16 protein-coding genes are annotated in these 19,351 nt (G+C 61.6%); 3 read left to right on the top strand and 13 right to left on the bottom strand.

Annotated elements, in window-relative coordinates:
- Positions 1-8: 8 nt before the first annotated feature.
- The 12 genes from AB8B33_RS30095 to AB8B33_RS30040 form a co-directional block, all read right to left on the bottom strand.
- Positions 9-788 (bottom strand): ABC transporter ATP-binding protein, encoded by a 780-nt coding sequence (locus AB8B33_RS30095; protein ID WP_439018173.1) that lies wholly within the window; start codon positions 786-788, stop codon positions 9-11.
- A complete protein-coding gene (locus tag AB8B33_RS30090; RefSeq protein ID WP_439018172.1) occupies positions 785-1,567 on the bottom strand; it encodes an ABC transporter ATP-binding protein in 783 nt (260 codons plus the stop codon). Before AB8B33_RS30090 ends, AB8B33_RS30095 begins: the two co-directional genes overlap by 4 nt.
- Positions 1,564-2,394 (bottom strand): ABC transporter permease, encoded by an 831-nt coding sequence (locus tag AB8B33_RS30085; RefSeq protein WP_439018171.1) that lies wholly within the window; start codon positions 2,392-2,394, stop codon positions 1,564-1,566. Before AB8B33_RS30085 ends, AB8B33_RS30090 begins: the two co-directional genes overlap by 4 nt.
- Positions 2,391-3,380 (bottom strand): ABC transporter permease, encoded by a 990-nt coding sequence (locus AB8B33_RS30080; protein ID WP_439018170.1) that lies wholly within the window; start codon positions 3,378-3,380, stop codon positions 2,391-2,393. The genes AB8B33_RS30085 and AB8B33_RS30080 overlap by 4 nt, the downstream gene beginning before the upstream one ends.
- A 40-nt stretch (positions 3,381-3,420) precedes the next feature.
- Positions 3,421-5,031 (bottom strand): ABC transporter substrate-binding protein, encoded by a 1,611-nt coding sequence (locus AB8B33_RS30075; protein ID WP_439018169.1) that lies wholly within the window; start codon positions 5,029-5,031, stop codon positions 3,421-3,423.
- 123 nt (positions 5,032-5,154) lie between these two features.
- Positions 5,155-6,555: an LLM class flavin-dependent oxidoreductase gene (locus AB8B33_RS30070; protein WP_439018168.1), complete on the bottom strand. Its 1,401-nt coding sequence runs from the start codon at positions 6,553-6,555 to the stop codon at positions 5,155-5,157.
- 34 nt (positions 6,556-6,589) lie between these two features.
- Positions 6,590-7,567, bottom strand: a complete 978-nt coding sequence (locus AB8B33_RS30065; protein WP_439018167.1) for an ABC transporter permease — start codon at positions 7,565-7,567, stop codon at positions 6,590-6,592.
- Between the two features lies 1 nt (position 7,568).
- A complete protein-coding gene (locus AB8B33_RS30060; RefSeq protein ID WP_439018166.1) occupies positions 7,569-8,588 on the bottom strand; it encodes an ABC transporter permease in 1,020 nt (339 codons plus the stop codon).
- Positions 8,578-10,128 carry a sugar ABC transporter ATP-binding protein gene (locus tag AB8B33_RS30055; RefSeq protein ID WP_439018165.1) on the bottom strand — a complete coding sequence of 517 codons (1,551 nt, stop codon included), beginning with the start codon at positions 10,126-10,128 and terminating at the stop codon, positions 8,578-8,580. The genes AB8B33_RS30060 and AB8B33_RS30055 overlap by 11 nt, the downstream gene beginning before the upstream one ends.
- Positions 10,129-10,188: 60 nt before the next feature.
- Positions 10,189-11,199 carry a sugar ABC transporter substrate-binding protein gene (locus tag AB8B33_RS30050; RefSeq protein ID WP_439018164.1) on the bottom strand — a complete coding sequence of 337 codons (1,011 nt, stop codon included), beginning with the start codon at positions 11,197-11,199 and terminating at the stop codon, positions 10,189-10,191.
- 115 nt (positions 11,200-11,314) lie between these two features.
- Positions 11,315-12,373 (bottom strand): ABC transporter permease, encoded by a 1,059-nt coding sequence (locus tag AB8B33_RS30045; protein WP_439018163.1) that lies wholly within the window; start codon positions 12,371-12,373, stop codon positions 11,315-11,317.
- Complete coding sequence (locus tag AB8B33_RS30040; RefSeq protein ID WP_439018162.1) at positions 12,370-13,854, bottom strand: sugar ABC transporter ATP-binding protein; 1,485 nt, start codon at positions 13,852-13,854, stop codon at positions 12,370-12,372. Before AB8B33_RS30040 ends, AB8B33_RS30045 begins: the two co-directional genes overlap by 4 nt.
- Positions 13,855-14,088: 234 nt before the next feature.
- On the opposite strand from AB8B33_RS30040, the gene AB8B33_RS30035 reads away from it, so the two are divergent.
- Entirely contained in the window at positions 14,089-15,135 is a 1,047-nt protein-coding gene (locus AB8B33_RS30035) for a substrate-binding domain-containing protein (RefSeq protein WP_439018161.1), read from the top strand.
- Positions 15,136-15,213: 78 nt separating this feature from the next.
- Positions 15,214-16,422 carry an acyl-CoA dehydrogenase family protein gene (locus AB8B33_RS30030; protein WP_439018160.1) on the top strand — a complete coding sequence of 403 codons (1,209 nt, stop codon included), beginning with the start codon at positions 15,214-15,216 and terminating at the stop codon, positions 16,420-16,422.
- A gap of 71 nt (positions 16,423-16,493) precedes the next feature.
- Here AB8B33_RS30030 and AB8B33_RS30025 read toward each other — a convergent pair whose 3' ends face one another.
- Entirely contained in the window at positions 16,494-17,711 is a 1,218-nt protein-coding gene (locus tag AB8B33_RS30025) for an SfnB family sulfur acquisition oxidoreductase (protein WP_439018159.1), read from the bottom strand.
- Positions 17,712-18,022: 311 nt separating this feature from the next.
- On the opposite strand from AB8B33_RS30025, the gene AB8B33_RS30020 reads away from it, so the two are divergent.
- A complete protein-coding gene (locus AB8B33_RS30020; RefSeq protein WP_439018158.1) occupies positions 18,023-19,351 on the top strand; it encodes an LLM class flavin-dependent oxidoreductase in 1,329 nt (442 codons plus the stop codon).

Below are 19,351 nucleotides of genomic sequence, written 5' to 3'. Positions count from 1 at the left end.
AAACTCCTTCAAACGGGTTCGGTTACAAGGCGCGGCACAGCCGCGACGAGCCGGCGCGCTGCATCGGATCGCGGGGCATTGACGATATCCGCTGCCGGTCCCTCCTCAACGATTCGGCCCGCATCCATGACCGCGATACGATGCGAAACCGCGCGCACCACCGCGAGGTCATGGGATATGAAGAGATAGGCAAGGCCACGCTCGCGCTGCAACTCGACCAGCAATTCGAGGATGCGGCCGCGAATGGTCACGTCGAGCGCGGAAACGGCTTCATCCAGCACTAGCAGAGACGGCCGCGTCGCGATGGCACGGGCAATGGCAACGCGCTGTCGTTGCCCGCCCGAGAGTGTGCGAACAGGGCGGGAGGCAAAGGTCGAGGGCAAGCCGACGCGCTCCAGCAGGGTAGCGATTTCGGCCGGCCGCTGTTTCCTGTTCGCGATGGCGTGGATCCGCAGCGGGTCGTCGAGAACCGAGGCGACGGAGGACAGCGGATTGAAGGCGCCGAGTGGGTCCTGAAACACCATCTGCATATGCGCGCGCCGGCGCCGCAGTTCGGCGCCTCGAAGCGCGCGCCAATCTTGCCCTTCGAATCGGATGAAGCCGGAATCGGGCTCCAGCAGTCGCAGAAGGACGCGCGACAACGTCGATTTTCCACTGCCCGACGCTCCAACCAAGCCCAGGGTTTCGCCGGCTGCAATCGTCAGTGAAACATTGTCGAGAGCGGCAACCTGTCGGCCGGTGGAGGAATAGGCCTTGGATAGAGCCTCAACAGTCAGAAGCCCGCTCATGACGCTGCCTCGGCAATCAAGGGCGGCGTGGACAGATCGCGATGGCTTGCGATGAGGGCCGCGGTATAGCCATCGGCCGGCGACGACAGGACCGATCTGATAGGGCCGGCCTCGACCAGTTCTCCATTCCGGAAGACGGCGATGCGATCGGCGAAACCGGAGGCAAGCGCGATATCATGGGTGATGAAGAGCAGGGTCATACCTTCTTCGCGCACCAGCCCGTCGAGAAGGCTGACGATCTCGGCCTGAACAACGACGTCGAGCGCGCTGGTCGGCTCATCGGCGATCAGCAAGGTTGGCTTGGCGGCAATCGCAGCCGCAATTGCCACACGCTGCCTTTGGCCGCCGGAAAGCTGATGCGGAAAGGCGCGCATGGCGCTCGCGGGCTGTGGTATGCGCACCCGCTCGAGAAGCTCTTCGGCACGGGCATAGGCTCGCCGCCAGTCTAACCCCAGGTGCCGTCGGGCCGCTTCGGCAACCTGCTCGCCGATGGTCAGCACCGGATTGAGGCTGGTGCCGGGGTCCTGAAAGACGAAACCGAAATCGCGACCGGGAAGCGGCGCATGACCAAGCGCCGGCCATGTTATGTTGCCTCTGATCCTGGCGCTCTTCGGCAAAAGTCCGGCAAGCGCTCGGGCAAATGTGCTTTTGCCGGAGCCGCTTTCGCCGATGAGGGCCAGCCTTTCACCTCTGAGGACATCGAGGTCGATGGATTCCAGAGCCGCATCGCGCTCGTAATGGACGGAAAGCCCTCTCACGCTGCAGAAGAGATCACTCATCGCAATCCCTCCTCATTGCCAAGCGCCTTGCTCAGCCCCTCGCTAAAGAGATGCACTCCGAGCACCGTTATTGCCAGCGCGAGGCCGGGCAGCACGGAAAGGTAGGCGGCCGAGCGCAACACGCTGCGGCCCTCAGCGATCATTGATCCCCAGGTGGCGAGATTGGGATTGCCGAGACCGAGGAAGGAAAGGGCGGCTTCAGTGAGGATCGCGCCTGCGACAATAGTGGCGGACAGGGCCAGAACCGGAGGCAGCGCATTCGGCAGGATTTCCTTGAAGGCGATCTCAGCCGGGTGCATGCCGATCACGTGTGCGGCAGCCACATAATCCCGTTCGCGGATGGACAGCACTTGCGCGCGCGTCAGCCGCGCAGGATCGGCCCAGGTTCCGAGCGCAATGGCGAAGACGATGACCGGCGTCGAGACGCCGATGATGCTGACAAAGGCGAGCGCCAGCAGGAAGCCCGGAACGATCTGGAAAGCATCGACGACGCGCATCAGTGCTTCATCGATGACACCACCGGCAAATCCGGCAGCCATGCCGACAAAGAGCCCAAGCACCATGGCGGACAGGGCAGCGGCGATACCGACGGCGAGCGAGGTGCGCGCACCGTAGAGCAGGCCGGCGAGCACGTCGCGCCCCAGCCTATCGGTGCCGAGCGGCAGCCTCGGATCGGTGAACGGCGTAAGGAGCGCCCGGCCAGCAATTCGTAGTGGATCTCCTGGCGAGATGACCGGCGCCAACAGGCCGGCGACGAGCAAAGCTGAAAGGATTGCAAGCCCGATCCCACCTTCCGGAGTTTGAGGAAGACGACGCAGCAGTGTCATGCCCGGCCCCCAGATGCGCCGATGCGCGGATCGAGCGTCGCATAGACCAGATCGACAATGAAATTAACGCAGATGACGAGAACAGCGCTGGAAAGGATAATGCCCATCAGCAATGGCGCGTCACGACCGTTGACGGCTTCCTGGGCCAGTCGGCCGAAGCCCGGAATGGCAAAAACGCTCTCGATCACCACACTGCCGCCGAGCATAGCCGCGGATTGCAGGCCGAGCATGGTAACAAGCGGCAGAAGCGCATTGCGTGCCACATGGCGAAGCACGATACGGCTGCGCGACAGGCCTTTGGCCCGGGCAAAGAGCACGAAATCGAGCTTCCAAGCTTCTTCCATACCCGAGCGCATGACGCGCAGGAACAGCGCGAGATAGATGAAGGCAAGTGCGCCAACCGGGAGGGCCAGGTGCTCCGCGATATCGAGCGCACGCGCGAGGCCTGTCTTGCCCGAGGCAATGGTTTCGATGCCAGCAATTGGCAGCCAGCGTAGCTTGACCGAAAAGAAGATGCTGAGCACCAATCCCAGCCAGAAGCTCGGAATGGCGTAGATGACGAGCGAGCCGATCGAGAGGAAGCGATCCCGCACGCTGCCGGGCCTTGCGCCAGCCAGAATGCCGAGTGTCGAACCAAGCCCGAAGGAAAGTGCCGTGGCACTTCCCATCAAAAGCAGCGTGTTCGGCAGCCGCTCGACAATCAGATCCCGCACCGGCCGGTTGAAGGCCACCGACCAGCCGAGATCGAGGCGGGCAAGTGACGACAGATAGAGCCAGAGGCGGGCAAAGACCGATTGATCGAGGCCGTAGCTCTGCCGCAGCGAATTTATAAGGGCGGCGTCACCACCGCCGATCGAACCAAGATAGGCATCGACCGCATCGCCGGAGGCGGATTCCAGCAGGAAAAAACTGAAGATCACGACGATCAGCAGCACCGGAATGCTGCTGATGACCCTGCGTCTCAGGAGGAGAAGTGCACGTTTCACGCCGGACGAGGCCCCTGCAGCAATTGCGCCTTCGACCCTATCACGATTGCAGCGCGGTATCGCCCCAGTTCGAAACTGCCCAGCGCGGATTGTCGGACACATTCAGCACGGTGTCTCGGGCGACCGTGATGAAGCCCCATTCGGCGACGTTGATCAATGGCAGCTCGGCCACCACAAGCTGCTGGAACTTGTAATAGAGGTCGGTGCGTGCGGCCGTATCAACGGTCTCGGACGCCTGCTTGATGATCTTGTCGAGCTCGGCGCTGACATAACCGCCCTGGTTGGAGAAGGGCACGCCGTCAGGTGTTCCGGACTGCACGAGGATCGTCGTGGAAATTGCCGGATCACCGCGGAAGACCGGCGGGCCGACGGCGATGTCGAAGTCGTGGTCGGTATAGACGGCCTTCTGGTGGGCGGCCGCATCGGCATTGACGATGACGGCATCGATACCGATGGCAGCAAGCGCCTGGCGCAGATAATCGCCGAACTGGCGTGTCTCGTTGAAATAGGGTGCAGGGCGCAGCTTGAGTTGGAACCGATTGCCGTCAGCGCCTTTGGTATAGCCGCCCTGGTCCAGCAGCTCGTTTGCCGCCTTCACGTCGAAATTGTAGTTGGCGACATCGGCGGTGTAGAATTCTTTCGAATTCTTCGGAACGGGGCCGGTGGATTCTGTCGCATAGCCGAGAAAGATCGTATCGACGACAAACTTCTTGTCGATCGCATGGGCAATCGCCTGACGAACTCTTAGATCTGACAGCTCCTTGCGGCGATGATTGATCTCGACGACAAGCTGATAGGTTAGCGCCTCATAGCCCTTGGAAATCACCTTGATGCCATCGACCTTGGAGATGCGGTCGAGATCGGCAAGCGGCACGGCCGAGAAGGCGGCGAGATGGATCTCTTCTGCTTCGAGCGCGGCCCCGGCCGATTCACGGTCCGGCAACACGCGGTAGACGATTTCGTTGAGCTTCGGCTCGCCCTTCTGCCAGTAATTTTCGTTGCGTGTCAGCCGGTAATATTCGCCAGGCTTGTATTCGGCGAATTTGAAAGGTCCGGTGCCAACGAGTGCATTGTTGGCCGGATTGGTGGCGATATCGGTGCCTTCGAAAATATGCTTGGGAACGACGCTGGTGACAGCCGGAAGCGCATTGCGGATGAGCTGGAACGGCGTCGGCTTCGAGAAGCGGAAGATCGCCGTATGATCGTTGGGCGTATCGACAGCCTGCAGATTGGCAAAGACCAGGCGCCCGAGGTTCTGGAGCGGCTTCCACACGTTGAGCGCCGAGAAGGCAACGTCGGCCGAGGTGAAGGGCTTGCCGTCGTGCCAAGTGGCGTTTTCGCGCAGCTTGAAGGTCACGGAGAGCCCGTCCGGCGAGCCTTCCCATGACGTTGCAAGACGCGGTGCGAGACCATCCGAACCTTCATAGGAGGCTTCCGCCAACGGTTCGATCACCTTGCTTGAAATGAAGAAAACGCCGTTCGAGGCGACGATGGCAGGATTGAGGTTCTTCGGCTCGGAGTCGGCTGCAACGATCAGACGCCCGCCAGCCGGCACTGCCTGCGCCAGCGCAATGCGCGACAGCGCCGTTGTTCCGAGCAGCAGCGCCGTGCCCTTCAGCAGGCCACGCCGAGAGATATCCGCAATAGTCATGCCCCCTCCTGATCCCTTAAAAATTCAATGATCTATATTCGAGCTGAAACCGTAAGTGTGACAGGAATTAAATTCGAACAGGATGGCCAGGCGAGATATTTTTTGTCACCCAGCCATTATTTTTCAGCGGCCGCCGACAGCAAGCCGCAGCGCTTCCGCGCCAAGGTTGCGATAGGCAGCTCCCGGATGGGGCGCAACCAGCCTCGGCCCCGCAGCGCCGAGCTTTTCGCGCAGTGTACCCTGCCGGTATTCGGTCTTGTAGACGCCGCGCTTCTGCAGTTCCGGCACCAGCAGATCGACGGTATCTTCGAAGCTCTCGGGCGTCACCGCATAGGCAAGATTGAAGCCGTCGACATCGGTGTCCTCGACCCATTCCTGCATCAGATCGGCGACCGTCGATGGCGAGCCGACGAAGACCGGGCCGAAACCGCCGACGCCGACCCAATCGGCCATTTCGCGCACAGTCCATTCCTTGCTCGGGTCGATGGTCGTGAAGGTCTCGACAGCCGACTGCACGGCATTCGTATGGCGGTGGCGCAGCACCTCGTCCGGGCCGAACTGGCCGAAATCGATGCCCGTCCAACCGGATATCAGCGTCAGCGCCCCCTCGAAGGAAGCGTACTTGCGATATTCGTTGAATTTGCGCTGCGCCTCGGCATCCGTTTCGCCGAGCACCACGGTCTGCAGGTTGAAGGCAAGCATTTCGCGCGGGTTACGTCCCAGCCGTTCGGCGGCCTGGCGGACATTGGCGACATAGCGCTTCAGAACCGTCTTGGAGGGCGCAGCCACGAAGATGCATTCGGCATGTGCGCCGGCAAAATCCTTGCCGCGGCTGGAAGCGCCAGCCTGATAGAGAACGGGCGTGCGCTGCGGCGAGGGCTCGCTCAGGTGAATGCCGGGAACGTTAAAATACTTTCCCGAATGGTTGATCGGATGGACCTTTTCCGGATGGGTAAAGATGCCGCTTTCGCGGTCGCGCACGACAGCATCGGCCTCCCAGCTTCCTTCCCAGAGCTTGTAGCAGACCTCGAGATATTCGTCGGCGAGATCATAGCGGTCGTCATGGTTGGTCTGTGCCGGCTGGCCGATATTGAGCGCGCCGCTGTTGAGATAAGACGTGACGATGTTCCAGCCGACGCGGCCCTTGGTCAGGTGGTCGAGCGTCGAGATCCGCCGGGCGAATGTATAGGGGTGTTCAAAGGAAAGCGAAGCCGTCAGGCCGAAGCCGAGATGCTCGGTCTCATAGGCCATGGTCGGGATGAGTTGCAGCGGATCGTTGACCGGCACCTGCGCCGAATGGCGAAGTGCTGCATCGACGTTGCCGTTCAGGACGTCATAGACACCGAGCACATCGGCGATGAAGAGACCGTCGAACTTGCCGCGCTCCAGCGTCTTTGCCAGATGCACCCAGTAGTCGAGGTCCTTATAGGTCCAGGACTTGTCGCGCGGATGCCGCCAAAGCCCTGGCGACTGGTGTCCGACGCAATTCATATCGAAGGCGTTGAGCCTGATTTCACGGGTCATTTTATTCTTCCTACATCGGTCGGCGAGGTGCGGTTCAGGCGCCGACGGTTTTTCTGTTGATGAAGCTGAAGGCGAGCACGGCAAAGATGAGCGTGCCGGTACCGACCTGCTGCCAGTAAAAGTTCAGGCCCGTCAGCAGCAGGCCGTTGGCGACGATGCTGAGGAGCAGGACGCCGAGAACGGTGCCAAGCACATTGGGCCGACCGAGCGGCGACAGCGTCGTGCCGATGAAGGTGGCGCCGATGGCGTTCAGCAGGAACGCATTGCCGGAGGAGGGGATGTAGACGGTCACGGTCGCCGTCAGGATAAGGCCGGCAACGGCGGCAATCAGCCCGGCGAGAATGAAGGTGGCGGCCACAGGGACGCCAAGCCCGATGCCGGAATAGCGCACGACGCTTGGCTGAATACCGATCGAGACCACCACCCGCCCGAAACGCGTCCAGGCGAACACGGCTGCTGCACCGGCAATGACGACCGCGGCGATCACCAGCGGAACGGGCACACTGGCGATCGTGCCGTTGCCGACGAAGCGGAAGGCGTCCGGCACGCCCGAGGGCGGCAGATAGACCGGATTTCCGCCATTGGTCAGCAATTGCTGGATGCTACGACCTATAAACAAGGTGCCGAGTGTCGCCAGAAATGGTGCAACGCCGATCACGGACACAAGAACAGCATTGAACGCGCCGACCAGTGCGCCGGCTGCAAGGCCGGCGAGCAGCGCGAGCGGCACCGGCTGGCCCGCCAGAACGAGGGAGACGAAGGCGAAGCTTGCAAAATCGACGGCCGTGCCGACCGACAGATCGATGCCGCCTGCGGAGACGGCGAAGGTCATGGCGATCGAGACGATGGCGAGCAGCGTGAAATTGTTGACGAGAATGCTCTGCAGGTTGCCGGGAGTGAAGAAGGTTGGCGCCAGGATCGAGAAGACGGAGAAAACCACGATGAGCGCCACGATCAGGCCAAAGCGTGCGAGGCCGGCGAGCGAGCGGCCGGCTGAAGTCGAGGCGGTCATGTCAGATCTCCCGCTTGCGCAGCAATGTCGTGGCCGACACGACGATCAGAATGAGAAGCCCCTGCACGCCGCTGACGAGCGTACTCGGCAGGTTCAGGAGCTGGAAGCCGTTGGTGAGGAAGCCGATGAATAGCGCTGATATCAGTGTTCCCGGAACAGTGGGCACCAGCCGACGCGAAAAGACCGAGCCGAGCAATGCGATAACGACGATGGGCAGCAACGCTTCGCCCGAACCGGTCGTGCTGCCGCTGAGATAGGAAACCGAGAGAATGCCGGCAAAACCACCGCAGAACCCGCTGGCAATGAAGGCCCCGGCAAGCAGCCGCTTGAGCGGCAGGCCAGCGGCGCGCGCGGCATCCTGAAATTCGCCGACGGCATAAAGCCTCAGACCGACTGGCGTATATTGCACTATCGCGGTGGCAATTGCTGTAAACCCGATCAGCACATAGGCGAGAATGGGAATGCCGAAACTGTCGGAAGCCGAAACCACTGTCAGAAAATCGGTCGAGGCGGGCACGACGGTATTCTGCGTTAGGACGAGTTCGAGACCGGCGACGACATTCATTACCGCGAGCGTTGCTAGCAGCGGGACGATGCCCGCGAGCACGACGGCGACAGCGTTGACCGCGCCGATCGCAAGCCCGGTCAGCAAGGCCGCAGCCACCGCTGTTGCGTCGCCATAGCCGAGCTGGATCAAAGTCGCATAGACTGCAGCACTCAGGCCCATATTGGCGGCCAGCGACAGGTCGATGCCGCCGGTGACGACATTCGAGCCCCCCGCGATCAGCACTACGGTCAAGCCGATCGCCAGCACGCCCGAAATGGCGGACTGGCCGAGAACATTGCCGATATTGCCGACCGACAGGAAGTAGGGCGCGGTCAACGAGAACACGACGAGGATGGCCGCGAAAGCAAGCAGCGAGCCGAAGCGGAGCACCGCGACGGCTGCTGCGCCCTTGGCTTGCGGCACGGGGTCGGAGGAAACGGCGGGATGGGGCGCGAAGTGAACGTCAACCGACATGGCGCAATCCTTCCGAAGCGCCGGTCGAGATGGACAGCACTTCATCCGTTGTGGTTTTGGAGGAGTCTAGCTCTCGGATCAGCCGGCCGCGGAAAAACACCAGGATCCGGTCCGTGATGCCGACGAGCTCCGGCAGGTCGGAGGAGAGGACGATGACGCCGGCGCCACGCGCCGCAAGTTCGCCGATCAGCGCATAGATCTCGACCTTCGAGCCGATATCGACGCCGACGGTCGGTTCATCCAGCAGGTAGATTTCCGACTGGCGGCTCAGCCACTTGGCGATCGCCACCTTCTGCTGATTGCCGCCCGAGAGTGTGCGGACCAGCGCATCGCGCCCGGCCGTCTTGATCTGCAGCCGCTTGATCAGGTCCTCGGTATCGGAGCGCTCACGCCTGCGATTGAGGAAACCGAAACGGCTGTAGCGGTCAAGGCTCGGGAGCGTGACATTTTCGGCCACGCTAAGATTGAGGCCGACGCCGTGTCCGCGCCGATCCTCGGGAACAAGTGCAAGCCGACGGTCGACGGCCCTTGCCGGGCTGCGCGGCTGTGCTGCTCGACCCTCGATTTCAATCTCGCCGCTCGCGGCCTGTTCCAGACCGAAGAGCGTGCGGATCAGGTCTTTGGCGCCGGAGCCGAGGAGACCGGTGATGCCGAGCACCTCGCCACGTCGCAGGCTGAAACTGACATCGTCAAACCGGTTGGGCGCTGAAAGCCCGCGGATGTTCAGGATCGTTTCGCCGAGGTCGACCTGGCGCTTGGGGAACATTTCGGCGATGTCACGCTCGATCATCAGGCTGGCGATCGCCTTGGCCGAGGTTTCGCCAATCGGCAACGAAGCCACATCCCGGCCGTTTCGCAGCACGGTGACGTGATCGCAGAGTTCTTCGATCTCGTTGAGGTAATGCGAGATGTAGATGATGGTCACGCCTTCGTCGCGCAGCCGGCGGATCAGGCGAAAGAGGATCTCGGCCTCGCGCCGCACCAGGGCCGCGGTCGGCTCGTCGAAGACGAGTATTTTCGGCTGGTGGAGCAGTGCGCGGGTGATCTGGACGATCTGCCTTTCGGCGGTCGATAATTCACTTATAAGGGCGTTCTTCGGCAGAGTGATCCCGAAATAATTGGCTAGGAGCTCACCGGCACGCTTTTGCATCGCCCGGCGATCGAGGAAGGGAGTTTTCGCAAGCCGCGTTTCACGGCCGAGGAACAAAGCCTCGCCGACGGTGAATGTCGGAACCAGCAGCCTGTCCTGATGGATGAAATGGATGCCGAGCTCTTCATTGAGATGCGGTGTCAGCCGATCGTAGACTTTACCCTCGATTTCGATCGTGCCCTCGTCTGCGACATGCAGCCCTGCAAGCAGCTTGATCAGCGTCGACTTGCCGGCGCCGTTTTGTCCGACGAGGCCGTGGACGGTGCCGCGTCGTATGGCGAGCGATGCGTCGGCGAGCGCTTGGGCACCGCCGAAACGCTTGATGATGTGATCGAAGCGAATGATGACATCGTTGCTGTCGGTCACTTGCGCCGGGACGGGTTCAGTCATGATGCCGCTTTCCAGGGACATGCTGACCTTGCGGCGCTAACCGCAAGGTCAGCCTTGATATCAGCCGATGCCGAGCTTCTTGATGATCTCGGAGACGTTTTCCTTGTTGGCGAGCAGCGCCTGAACATAGGTCTCGCGCGGCAGCGTCTGGCCGGCGAGCAGCTTGGCAACGTTGCGGACTGCGACACGGCCGATTTCGGCGGGCTGCTGAGCGGCATCGGCGCCAGCCGGCGAGTTCTTGTCAGCAACGAGCTGGAGAACCTCCGGGCTTCCATCGACGCCATAAGTGCGGATCTCGTTGCGGCCGGCGGCGGCGATCGCCTGCGTGGCGCCGAGCTGCGGAATGTCCCAGGCCGACCAGACGGCCTTGATCGAGCCCTTGTCCGGATATTTGTTGAGGATGGCGGTGATCTGCGTGAAGGCGTCCTGAACCGTATTCGGGATGACGTCACGCAGTTCCGGCTGGATGATCTTCACCTTCGGGAAATACTTGATGACGTTGACGAGCTGGTCGTAACGGATCGCGCAGGGTGTCACGCCGTAGAACCCGTTGAAGACGACAATATTGCCTTCCCCGCCGATATCGGAGACGAGCTGCAGGGCGAGATCCTTGCCAATGCCCCAATTGTCCGACGTCGTGTTGTTGATCGAATTGGTTGAGCCGACATCGACGGTCAGAACAGGAATGCCGGCGTCACGGGCCTTCTTCAGCCAGGGATCGATGACGCTGAGCGTGCCGAGGATCTGGACGATCGCATCCGGCTTCTGAGCGACAAGCGTCTGAAGCTGGGCGATCAGCTTGCCGTCGTTACGGCCGGCATCAACGGCGATCGGTTCGCCGCCAAGCCGCTTCACCTCTTCGATCTGGGCATTATAGACCTGCAGATCGAAATAGTGGTCCGTACCGGTGGCGCTGATGGCGACGCGCTTGCCCTTCAGGGAAAGCCCCTCGTCGTCGGCCCTTGCGGCGGGTGCGGTCAGCATGCTGGCGCCTGCAAAGGTCGCGCTGGCGACAGCCGCGAGCTTCAAGATTTCACGGCGTCCGAAGCCGCCTCCAAGTCCTTCATTCATAACGATACCCTCTCAATTTGATAGTCTGTAAAATATATAGATTTAAGGCTCATAAGAGGTACGTTATTCCAAAAGCACACGGTCGCAGGAAATTTTCTGAAGCTAAGGCCTGGCTTCAGCGATCGCTGTTGCGGCCGAGCCCATAGGTCAGGGCAAGTGCTCCGACGAGCACGGCACCCTTGACGAAATCCTGCGTGTAATAGGGTGCGTTCAGCATCGTCAGGCCATTGAGCAGCACGCCGACGAAGACGGCGCCGGCAATGGTGCCAAGCACATTGGGGCGGCGCAGGTTGAGGACGGCAAAGCCGATGAGGGCGGCAGCGACCGAGTCCATCAGCAGCGAGCCGCCGGAGGAGACATCGCCGCGCCCGACACGGGCGGCGATCACGATGCCACCAAGAGCGGCCAAGGTTCCCGAGATGACATAGGCAAGCGTCTTCAGCCGGGTGGTGGAGGCGCCGGCAAGCCGCGTCGCTACCTCATTGCCGCCGGTCGCAAAGAGCAGTCGGCCGATGCGGGTACGCTCTGTCAGCACGAAAAGGAAGATGGCGACGGCGGCCATCAGCACGACGGAAACGGGCAGGGTGGCAAACAGGCTGTAACGGCCGATCAGCAAGAAAGCTGGATCATAGGCACCGGTCGCCTTGGAGCCGTCGGGCAGGACCAGTCCGGCAGAAATCGATCGCCCGGCGGTCGGGATGAGTTGCAGGCCCGACAGCAGGAACATCATGGCAAGCGTCGCCAGCAGATCGGGCACGCGCAGGCGCACGATGAGCAAGGCATTGACGAGCCCGACCGCGGCACCGAAGGCAAGGACGAGCGGCACGGTGGCAAAAACATCGAGATGCCAGACGATCATCGCATAGCTCGCGGCCATGACGCTGGAGGCGGCGACAGCACCGATCGAGAGATCAAAGCCGCCGACGGCAAGCGTCACCGTCACACCGGCGCCGAGGATCGCAACGACCGATACGGCCTGCAGGATACTCATCAGGTTGCCGATGTTGATGAAGGCCGGTTGGGCGATGGTGAAGCCAATCACCATCAGCCCGAGCAGGATGAACACCGCACCGGCGCGCAAGAAGCTGCCGAGTGCCAGAGCGCGGCTATCCTCATTATGGCTCTGAGGGATCGCACTGGTCTTTGGCAGGGCCTCTTCGTCGATGGTCGTCATGCGGAAATTTCCTGTGAAGCTGAAGAAGAGGCGATATCGATGAGATCGGGCAGCAAGCTGTGGTGGTCGATCGTCAGGATGCGATCGGCGACCTCATAGGCCTCTTCGGGATCGGATGTGGCGATCAGCGTCGCGCGGTCGGTGCGTGCCCGGATCGCCTGGATGATGTCATGGCGGGCGCCGACATCAACCCCCTGGAACGGTTCGTCGAGCAGCAACAGCCGGCTCGGCTCTGCCTCCCAGCGGGCGATGACCGTCTTCTGCTGGTTGCCGCCCGACAGTGACCAGATCGAGGCGAGCGGACCGGGGGCCTTGATGCCCAGCCGGGAAATGGCCTGCTCTGCTTCGCGCCGCTCGCGTCCGCCGAAAAGCAAGCCGCTCGGATACCATTTGGCAAGATGCGGCAGGCTGATGGTGGCGGCGAGCGAATTGCCGGGCCAGGCGGCCGGCATCAGCGAGGAGCGATGGCGATCCTCGGCTGCCATGGCGACGCCGGCGGCAATCGCCTTACCTGGCGATTTCGGCCGGTAAGGCTTGCCGTCGAGTTGCATCGCGCCGCCAGCCAAGTCTCGAACGCCGAAGATCGCAGATAGGAGACGGCTTTTGCCGGCGCCCAGCACGCCGGTGATGGCAACGACCTCGCCTTCGTGCAGGGTCAGGTCAAAGGGCTTGCTTGACGGAAGGAGGCGGATGCCGTGCATTTCGAAAACAGCTGAGCCTGTCGCCGGTCGAGCGTCCGGCCGTGCCGCTTCAGGCTTGCGGCCGATCATCGTTTCGATTGCGTTGGAAAAGTCGATCGGCCGGTTGAAGCTGCCGACGATGCGGCCGCCGCGCATGATGAGCGCTCGATCTGCGATCGCCTCGAGATCGGCGGTCCGGTGGGAGATATAGAGGATGGCAAGGCCTTGCGCCCGAAAGGTGAGCAGGATGTCAAACAGGCGCCGGCTTTCATCCGCCGAAAGGCTCGCGGTCGGCTCGTCAAGGATCAGCAGCTCTGCCTTGTTGGCAAGCGCCCGGGCGATCGCAACCAGTTGCCGGTCGGCGGCGTTCAGATCGCCGAAATCCCGGTCGAGCGGCAGCGAGAAGCCGGCGGCATCGAGCATGGCACGCGCTTCGCGTCGCACGCTTGCGCGGGAGAGAAAGAAGGGAGTACTGCCCTCCGCGAAGCGATGCAGCAGCAAGGCGTCGGCAACGGTCAGCCCCGCCGCTCCGACAAGATCCGTCGATTGATGTACCGTGACGATGCCAGCCTTTGCCGCCTCGGATGGCGTTTTCGGCGAGAAGGGCCGGCCGTTCAGGCTGATTGTGCCGCCATTGGCCGCAAGCACACCGGAGACTATCTTTACCAGCGTCGACTTGCCGGCGCCATTGGCTCCCATCAGCGCAACGATCTCGCCCCGCTCGATAGAGAAATGGGCGCCGGATAGCGCGCGCGCGGACCCAAAACTGCGGGTGATATTGTCGACTTCAAGGAGAGGCATCGGGCAAATCCGGGTCTGCTTTCAAACCGCGATATTGGCCCGGCAGGTGCCCCAACTTCGAGGCAAGCCTTGCCCCGGTCGCATGGCGATGGGAACAAAGAATCTCCTGAACCGGCAAAAATCGGATCATTAAATCTACTAAAAACATAGAGTTTATATCTAATAATTTCATGCGTCGCAGGGAGCTGCCAACCTGTCAGACGACGCTCCCGATTGACCGGAAGGACCGCGACGATGAAATCCCTCGCACGGCTGGCGCTCTCTGCAGCCGCAATTTCTTTCTCCCTCTACCAGACTTCCTTTGCCGACGGTCTCAACGGCGCACCGGCACCTTTCGACAAGGGCGGCGTCAAGGTGGCGCTGATCAGCTATATCTCCGCGGGTGACTTCTTCCAGGCCTATCAGGCCGGTGCGGAGGCCCAGGCCAAAGCCCTCGATATCGACCTGCGCGTCTTCCCCGGCCGGCAGGATGCCGCCGAGCAGCGTGAGCAGATCCTGCAGGCGATCAATCTAGGCGTGGCCGGCATCGTCGTCGATCACGGCCTGCCGGAATCGCTCGGCGATGTCGTCCAGCAGGCGCTGGACAAGGGCATCAAGGTCGTCGCCTTCGACGTCAACCTCAACAATCCTGGGGTGCCGCAGGTGGAGCAGAGCGATCATGAGCTCGCTCAACTCGGGCTCGAACAGGTGGTGAAGGATAACGGCAAGAGCTTCAATGCCGGTTATGTCTATGTTGCCGGCTTCGCGCCGCTCGACCGCCGCAACGAGGTCTGGGAAAAGTTTAAGTCCGAGAATTCCGGCGTTGTCGAAAAGGCCCGCTTCGGTAACGTGAGCGACACCACCGCGACCTCAACGGCCGATCAAGCCAAGGCCGCACTGACCGCCAATCCCGATATCAGCGTCGTCTTCGCCCCCTATGACGAGTTTGCCCGGGGTGTGAAGCTTGCCGCCAACGACCTCGGTATCGCAAACAAGCTGAAGATCTATTCGGCCGACGTTTCGACTGCTGACATTCAGGAAATCACCGAAGAGGGCAGCCCCTGGGTTGCGACCGTCGCCACCAACCCGGCTGTTGTCGGCGCCGTCTCCGTCCGCGCCGCGGCTCTGCAAATTGCCGGACAGGACGTCCCCCATCAGATCACTGTCAAGCCGACGCTTTTGACGCAGGAAAGCCTGCGCGCAGCCGGCGTCAAGACGATCGAGGACCTGGCGCAGAAAATCCCGGCCTTCAGCACAAGTGACGCGGCAACCGCGAGCTGGATCCCGGACAAGCTTTTCTAAGCTGCCTGCCTCGATCTTCCGGCGGGGGTTGTGCGGCCCCCGCCGGCCCATTTTTTTAAGAAATCGGAGTTTCGACCCATGAGCCAGTCCAATGTCGTCTTCGCGACCAATCGCAGCACGACGCGAGAGGACCTGTTTGCCCGCGTCGAGGAAATCTCGACCGATCTTTCCAATCGCGCCGCCGAACTCGACCGCGACGGTCGCCCGCCTCTTGCGGAGATCGTCAAGCTGAAGAATGCCGGCCTGCTGAATGCCCTGCATGATCAGAAGATCGGCGGCGGTGGCCTTGATTGGGTGGATGGCTTGCGGCTGGTGCGTATCCTTGCGCGCGGCGAAAGCTCGATCGGCCAGCTGCTAGGCTATCACTTCGTCAACAGCCAGTATGTCTACTGGGCGCTAGAAGAAGCACGTGCTCATGCGCTGGGTGCCGAAACCGTGGCGAAAAACCTCTATTGGGGCGCTGCCGTCAATCCGCGTGATCCGGGTCTTGTGTTGACCCGTCGTGGCAATGGCTATGTGCTGAACGGGCGCAAGTCGTTTTCCACCGCCGCCCATGTATCTGACTATATCAATGCCAACGCCACGCTCGACGACAAGATCGTCGGTTTCGCCGTGCCGACCAACCGGCCCGGTTATCAGGCAAATGACGACTGGGACAATTTCGGCCAGCGGCTCTCCGACAGCGGCAGTGTCGAGTTCCACGATTTCCCTGTTTATGAGGAAGACTTCGTCGGTCCCCCGGCTGCTCCTGATGCCGCCCCGCCGGTGCTTTCCACCTTCAATACGCCGCTCATCCAGCTCGTCTTCGTCAACTTCTATCTCGGCAGCGCAGAAGGCGCGCTCCAGGCTGCTGTCGATTATGTGCGCACGACGACGCGCCCGTGGATCACCTCGGGCGTCGAGCGCGCTGCAGACGACCCCTATATCCTGGAGCGGGTCGGTGAGTTCACCGCCGCGTTGAAAGCCTCTGCTGCCCTGGCCGATACGGCAGCCGCCGCCGTTCAGGCAGGTCTCGCAAAGGGCCATAGTGTCACCGCCCGCGAGCGCGGCGAAGCGGCGGCAGAAGCCTATGCCGCCAAGGTGCACTCTACCCATGTCTCGCTCGATATCACCTCGCGTGTCTTCGAGCTGACCGGCGCGCGTTCGACGGCGGAGAAATATCGCTTCGACCGTTTCTGGCGCAATGTGCGCACCCACACGCTGCACGATCCGGTCTTCTACAAGGCCAAGGAAGTCGGCGAATTCGTGCTGAACGACAAAATCCCTGAAGTGAGCCTTTACAGCTGAACTCAGGAACATAAGAAAAAAAGAACCCCATTTCCGGTGACGGAAGTGGGGTTTTTAGTTGAGGAGAGGGTTCAGAGCGCGCCGTTCTTCGGCGGGATCACGCCGTTCAGGTGGTAATTGCCGACGACATGGTACTTCCAGCGCACGGGATCGTGCAGCGTATGGGTGCGTGCGTTGCGCCAGTGCCGGTCGAGATTGAGGTCGCTCTTGACCGCAGAGGTTCCGGCAAGCTCGAAGAGCGTGTTGGTGGCCTCAATGGCGATCTCGGTCGTCAGCACCTTGGCGGCAGCGACCGCAAGCGTGGCGTCGACGACGGTCTTTTCTGTCGTCTCTATCTGCGCCGCATCGACCTTGCGGCCGGCTCGTTCGAGGAGTGCGGTCGCAGCTTCCAGCCGGATGGCGATCTGCCCGACCTTCGAGATCGTCAGTGGATCATCGGCAGCGCGTTCCACGCCGCTATCCATCCAGGGGCGTGACTTGGTACGCACGAATTCCAGCGTTTCCGCAAAAGCGGCCCGCGCGATGCCGAGATCGATGCCGGCATGGACGATCTGGCCGACCGAGCCGATCGTCGCCGGCCGCTCGAAGCCCTTGTGGTGCAGAACGACGGAATCGGCATGAACATAGACATTCTTGAGGATCGTCGTGCCGCTGCCGGTCGTGCGCTGGCCAAAGCCGTCCCAGTCGTCGAGGATCTCAACACCCTCTGTCCCTTTCGGCACGAAGGCCATGACAAGCCGGTCTTCCTCATCAAGCGCGAAGACTGTGATCCAGTCGGCAAACAGTACGCCGGTCGAGTAATATTTCTGGCCGTTGATGCGGTAGCCGGGTCCGTCCCTGACGATGCGCGTATTGTAGTGGCCGACCGTCTTCGTACCGCGCTCCGAAAGCGCATTGCCGAAACGATCGCCGGCAAGCGCGCGGTTGAAGAAATAACGCTTCTGCTCCTCGCTGCCATCGGTGCGCAGAGCTTCCAGAATGTAGAAATGGTTCTGAGGGATCTGGCCGATCGAGCCATCGGCTTCGGCCAGGATCGCGGTGACCTCGGCGAGCACGGCATTCGAAACATCAAGCCCACCATATTGTGCTGGAACGGCAATCGCCAGCAGGCCGGACTGCGCGAGCGCATCGAGTTCGGCGAAAGGCAATCGGCGCTCCGCGTCTCGCGCGGCGGCCGTGGCGGCAAATTGAGCGCCAAGCCTGCGGGCCGCATCAAGCGCCTCCTCGTCGCTGGCAATGCGGGCGGCCACGGGCCGGATCTGGTCTTGCTGCCTTAGCACGGTCGTCATCGATTTCTCCAGTTCTGACCGTGATATGGGTGAAAGAAATCGGAGCGGCAGGTAAGATTATAAATTCTATAGATGTGATAGAAAATGGAAAGTGCTTGCTTCTGCGAGGCGCGTCGGCACGGCTAACGTCTGCCCCTATCCATCTCACCGGGAATTGACCGGATTGCCGGTGAAATCGCCACCAGAAAATGCCAAGGCTGATCTCGAATTGCTGTGCGCCAACGCCTACGTAACCCGAACGGATACGTCGTTCCGGCATCACCGTTCAGCAGAGGGCAGGCGGCCGCTTCGCCCGATCCATGAGGAAAAACATGACCCGTTCACGGCAGTTGCGCCTCGGCGCCTTCATGCGTCCCGTTAGCCTGCACACCGGCGCATGGCGCTATCCCGGCTCCTATCCGGATGCCAATTTCAATTTCGCTCATATCAAATCCTTCGCGCAGAAGCTCGAGGCCGCGAAATTTGATGCCTTCTTTATGGCCGATCACCTGGCGGTGCTCAACATGCCGGTCGAAGCGCTGAAGCGCAGTCACACCGTGACTTCCTTCGAGCCCTTCACGCTGCTGTCCGCGCTTGCCTCCGTCACCGAGAGGATTGGGCTCGCTGCAACGGCATCGACGACCTTCGACGAGCCCTACCATGTGGCCCGCCGTTTCGCTTCGCTCGATCACATCAGCAATGGCCGCGCCGCGTGGAATATCGTCACGACCTCCAATCCCGATGCTGCGCTCAATTTCGGCCTTGACGAGCATGTGGAACATGGCGAGCGCTACAAGCGGGCGCGCGAGTTCTACGATGTCGTTACCGGCCTCTGGGACAGCTTCGCCGACGACGCCTTCATTCGTGACCGCGAGAGCGGCATTTATTTCGATCCCGAAAAAATGCATGTGCTCAACCACAAGGGCGAGGAACTGAGCGTGCGCGGGCCGTTGAATATTGCCCGACCGGTTCAGGGCTGGCCCGTTATCGTGCAGGCCGGCCAGTCGGATCCCGGCCGCCAGTTGGCCGCGGAAACCGCCGAAGTGGTCTTCTGTTCGCCGCGTGATCTCGAAGGCGGCAAGGCTCTCTATGCCGACATCAAGGGCCGGATGGAGGCGATCGGCCGCAACCGCGATCACCTGAAACTGCTGCCGGCCGCCTTTGTTGTCATCGGCGACAGCATCGAGGAGGCGCGCGCCAAGCGCCTCGCCCTCGACAGTCTCGTTCACTATGACAGCGCCATCGCCTCGCTGTCGATCGCGCTTGGCCATGATGCCTCGGGCTTCGACCCGGATGCGCCGCTGCCCAAGGATATTCCCGATACCAATGCCAGTAAGACGGGCCGCGGTCAGGTCATCAAGCTGGCGCAGGAGGAAAACCTCACCGTCCGGCAGCTCGCCCAGCGTTACGGCGGCTATTCCGGTCTTGCCTTTGTTGGCACGCCTGCAAGCATTGCCGGCGAGATGGAACGTTGGCTGGACGAAGAGGGCTCTGACGGTTTCAACGTCGTCTTCCCCTACCTGCCGCAGGGGCTTGACGACGTGACCACGCGCCTGGTGCCTGAACTGCAGCGCCGTGGCCTATTCCGTACCGAGTACGAAGGCACGACGCTGCGCGAACATCTTGGCCTGCCGCGACCGGAGAATCGCTTCTTCAGCTAA

Source organism: Rhizobium sp. 768_B6_N1_8 (assembly GCF_051811225.1).
Classification (GTDB): Bacteria; Pseudomonadota; Alphaproteobacteria; order Rhizobiales; family Rhizobiaceae; genus Rhizobium.
Note: the sequence above shows the minus strand (reverse complement) of the source record. Positions and strands in the feature narration are given on the sequence as shown.

Bases quoted from the DNA above. Each gene is read 5' to 3' on its own strand.
- AB8B33_RS30085 (WP_439018171.1), bottom strand. From the start codon at position 2,394: ATGACACTGCTGCGTCGTCTTCCTCAAACTCCGGAAGGTGGGATCGGG.
- AB8B33_RS30075 (WP_439018169.1), bottom strand. From the start codon at position 5,031: ATGACTATTGCGGATATCTCTCGGCGTGGCCTGCTGAAGGGCACGGCG.
- AB8B33_RS30020 (WP_439018158.1), top strand. From the start codon at position 18,023: ATGACCCGTTCACGGCAGTTGCGCCTCGGCGCCTTCATGCGTCCCGTT.
- AB8B33_RS30025 (WP_439018159.1), bottom strand. From the start codon at position 17,711: ATGACGACCGTGCTAAGGCAGCAAGACCAGATCCGGCCCGTGGCCGCC.
- AB8B33_RS30055 (WP_439018165.1), bottom strand. From the start codon at position 10,128: ATGACTGAACCCGTCCCGGCGCAAGTGACCGACAGCAACGATGTCATC.
- AB8B33_RS30045 (WP_439018163.1), bottom strand. From the start codon at position 12,373: ATGACGACCATCGACGAAGAGGCCCTGCCAAAGACCAGTGCGATCCCT.
- AB8B33_RS30065 (WP_439018167.1), bottom strand. From the start codon at position 7,567: ATGACCGCCTCGACTTCAGCCGGCCGCTCGCTCGCCGGCCTCGCACGC.
- AB8B33_RS30040 (WP_439018162.1), bottom strand. From the start codon at position 13,854: ATGCCTCTCCTTGAAGTCGACAATATCACCCGCAGTTTTGGGTCCGCG.
- AB8B33_RS30035 (WP_439018161.1), top strand. From the start codon at position 14,089: ATGAAATCCCTCGCACGGCTGGCGCTCTCTGCAGCCGCAATTTCTTTC.
- AB8B33_RS30090 (WP_439018172.1), bottom strand. From the start codon at position 1,567: ATGAGTGATCTCTTCTGCAGCGTGAGAGGGCTTTCCGTCCATTACGAG.
- AB8B33_RS30050 (WP_439018164.1), bottom strand. From the start codon at position 11,199: ATGAATGAAGGACTTGGAGGCGGCTTCGGACGCCGTGAAATCTTGAAG.
- AB8B33_RS30060 (WP_439018166.1), bottom strand. From the start codon at position 8,588: ATGTCGGTTGACGTTCACTTCGCGCCCCATCCCGCCGTTTCCTCCGAC.
- AB8B33_RS30095 (WP_439018173.1), bottom strand. From the start codon at position 788: ATGAGCGGGCTTCTGACTGTTGAGGCTCTATCCAAGGCCTATTCCTCC.
- AB8B33_RS30070 (WP_439018168.1), bottom strand. From the start codon at position 6,555: ATGACCCGTGAAATCAGGCTCAACGCCTTCGATATGAATTGCGTCGGA.
- AB8B33_RS30030 (WP_439018160.1), top strand. From the start codon at position 15,214: ATGAGCCAGTCCAATGTCGTCTTCGCGACCAATCGCAGCACGACGCGA.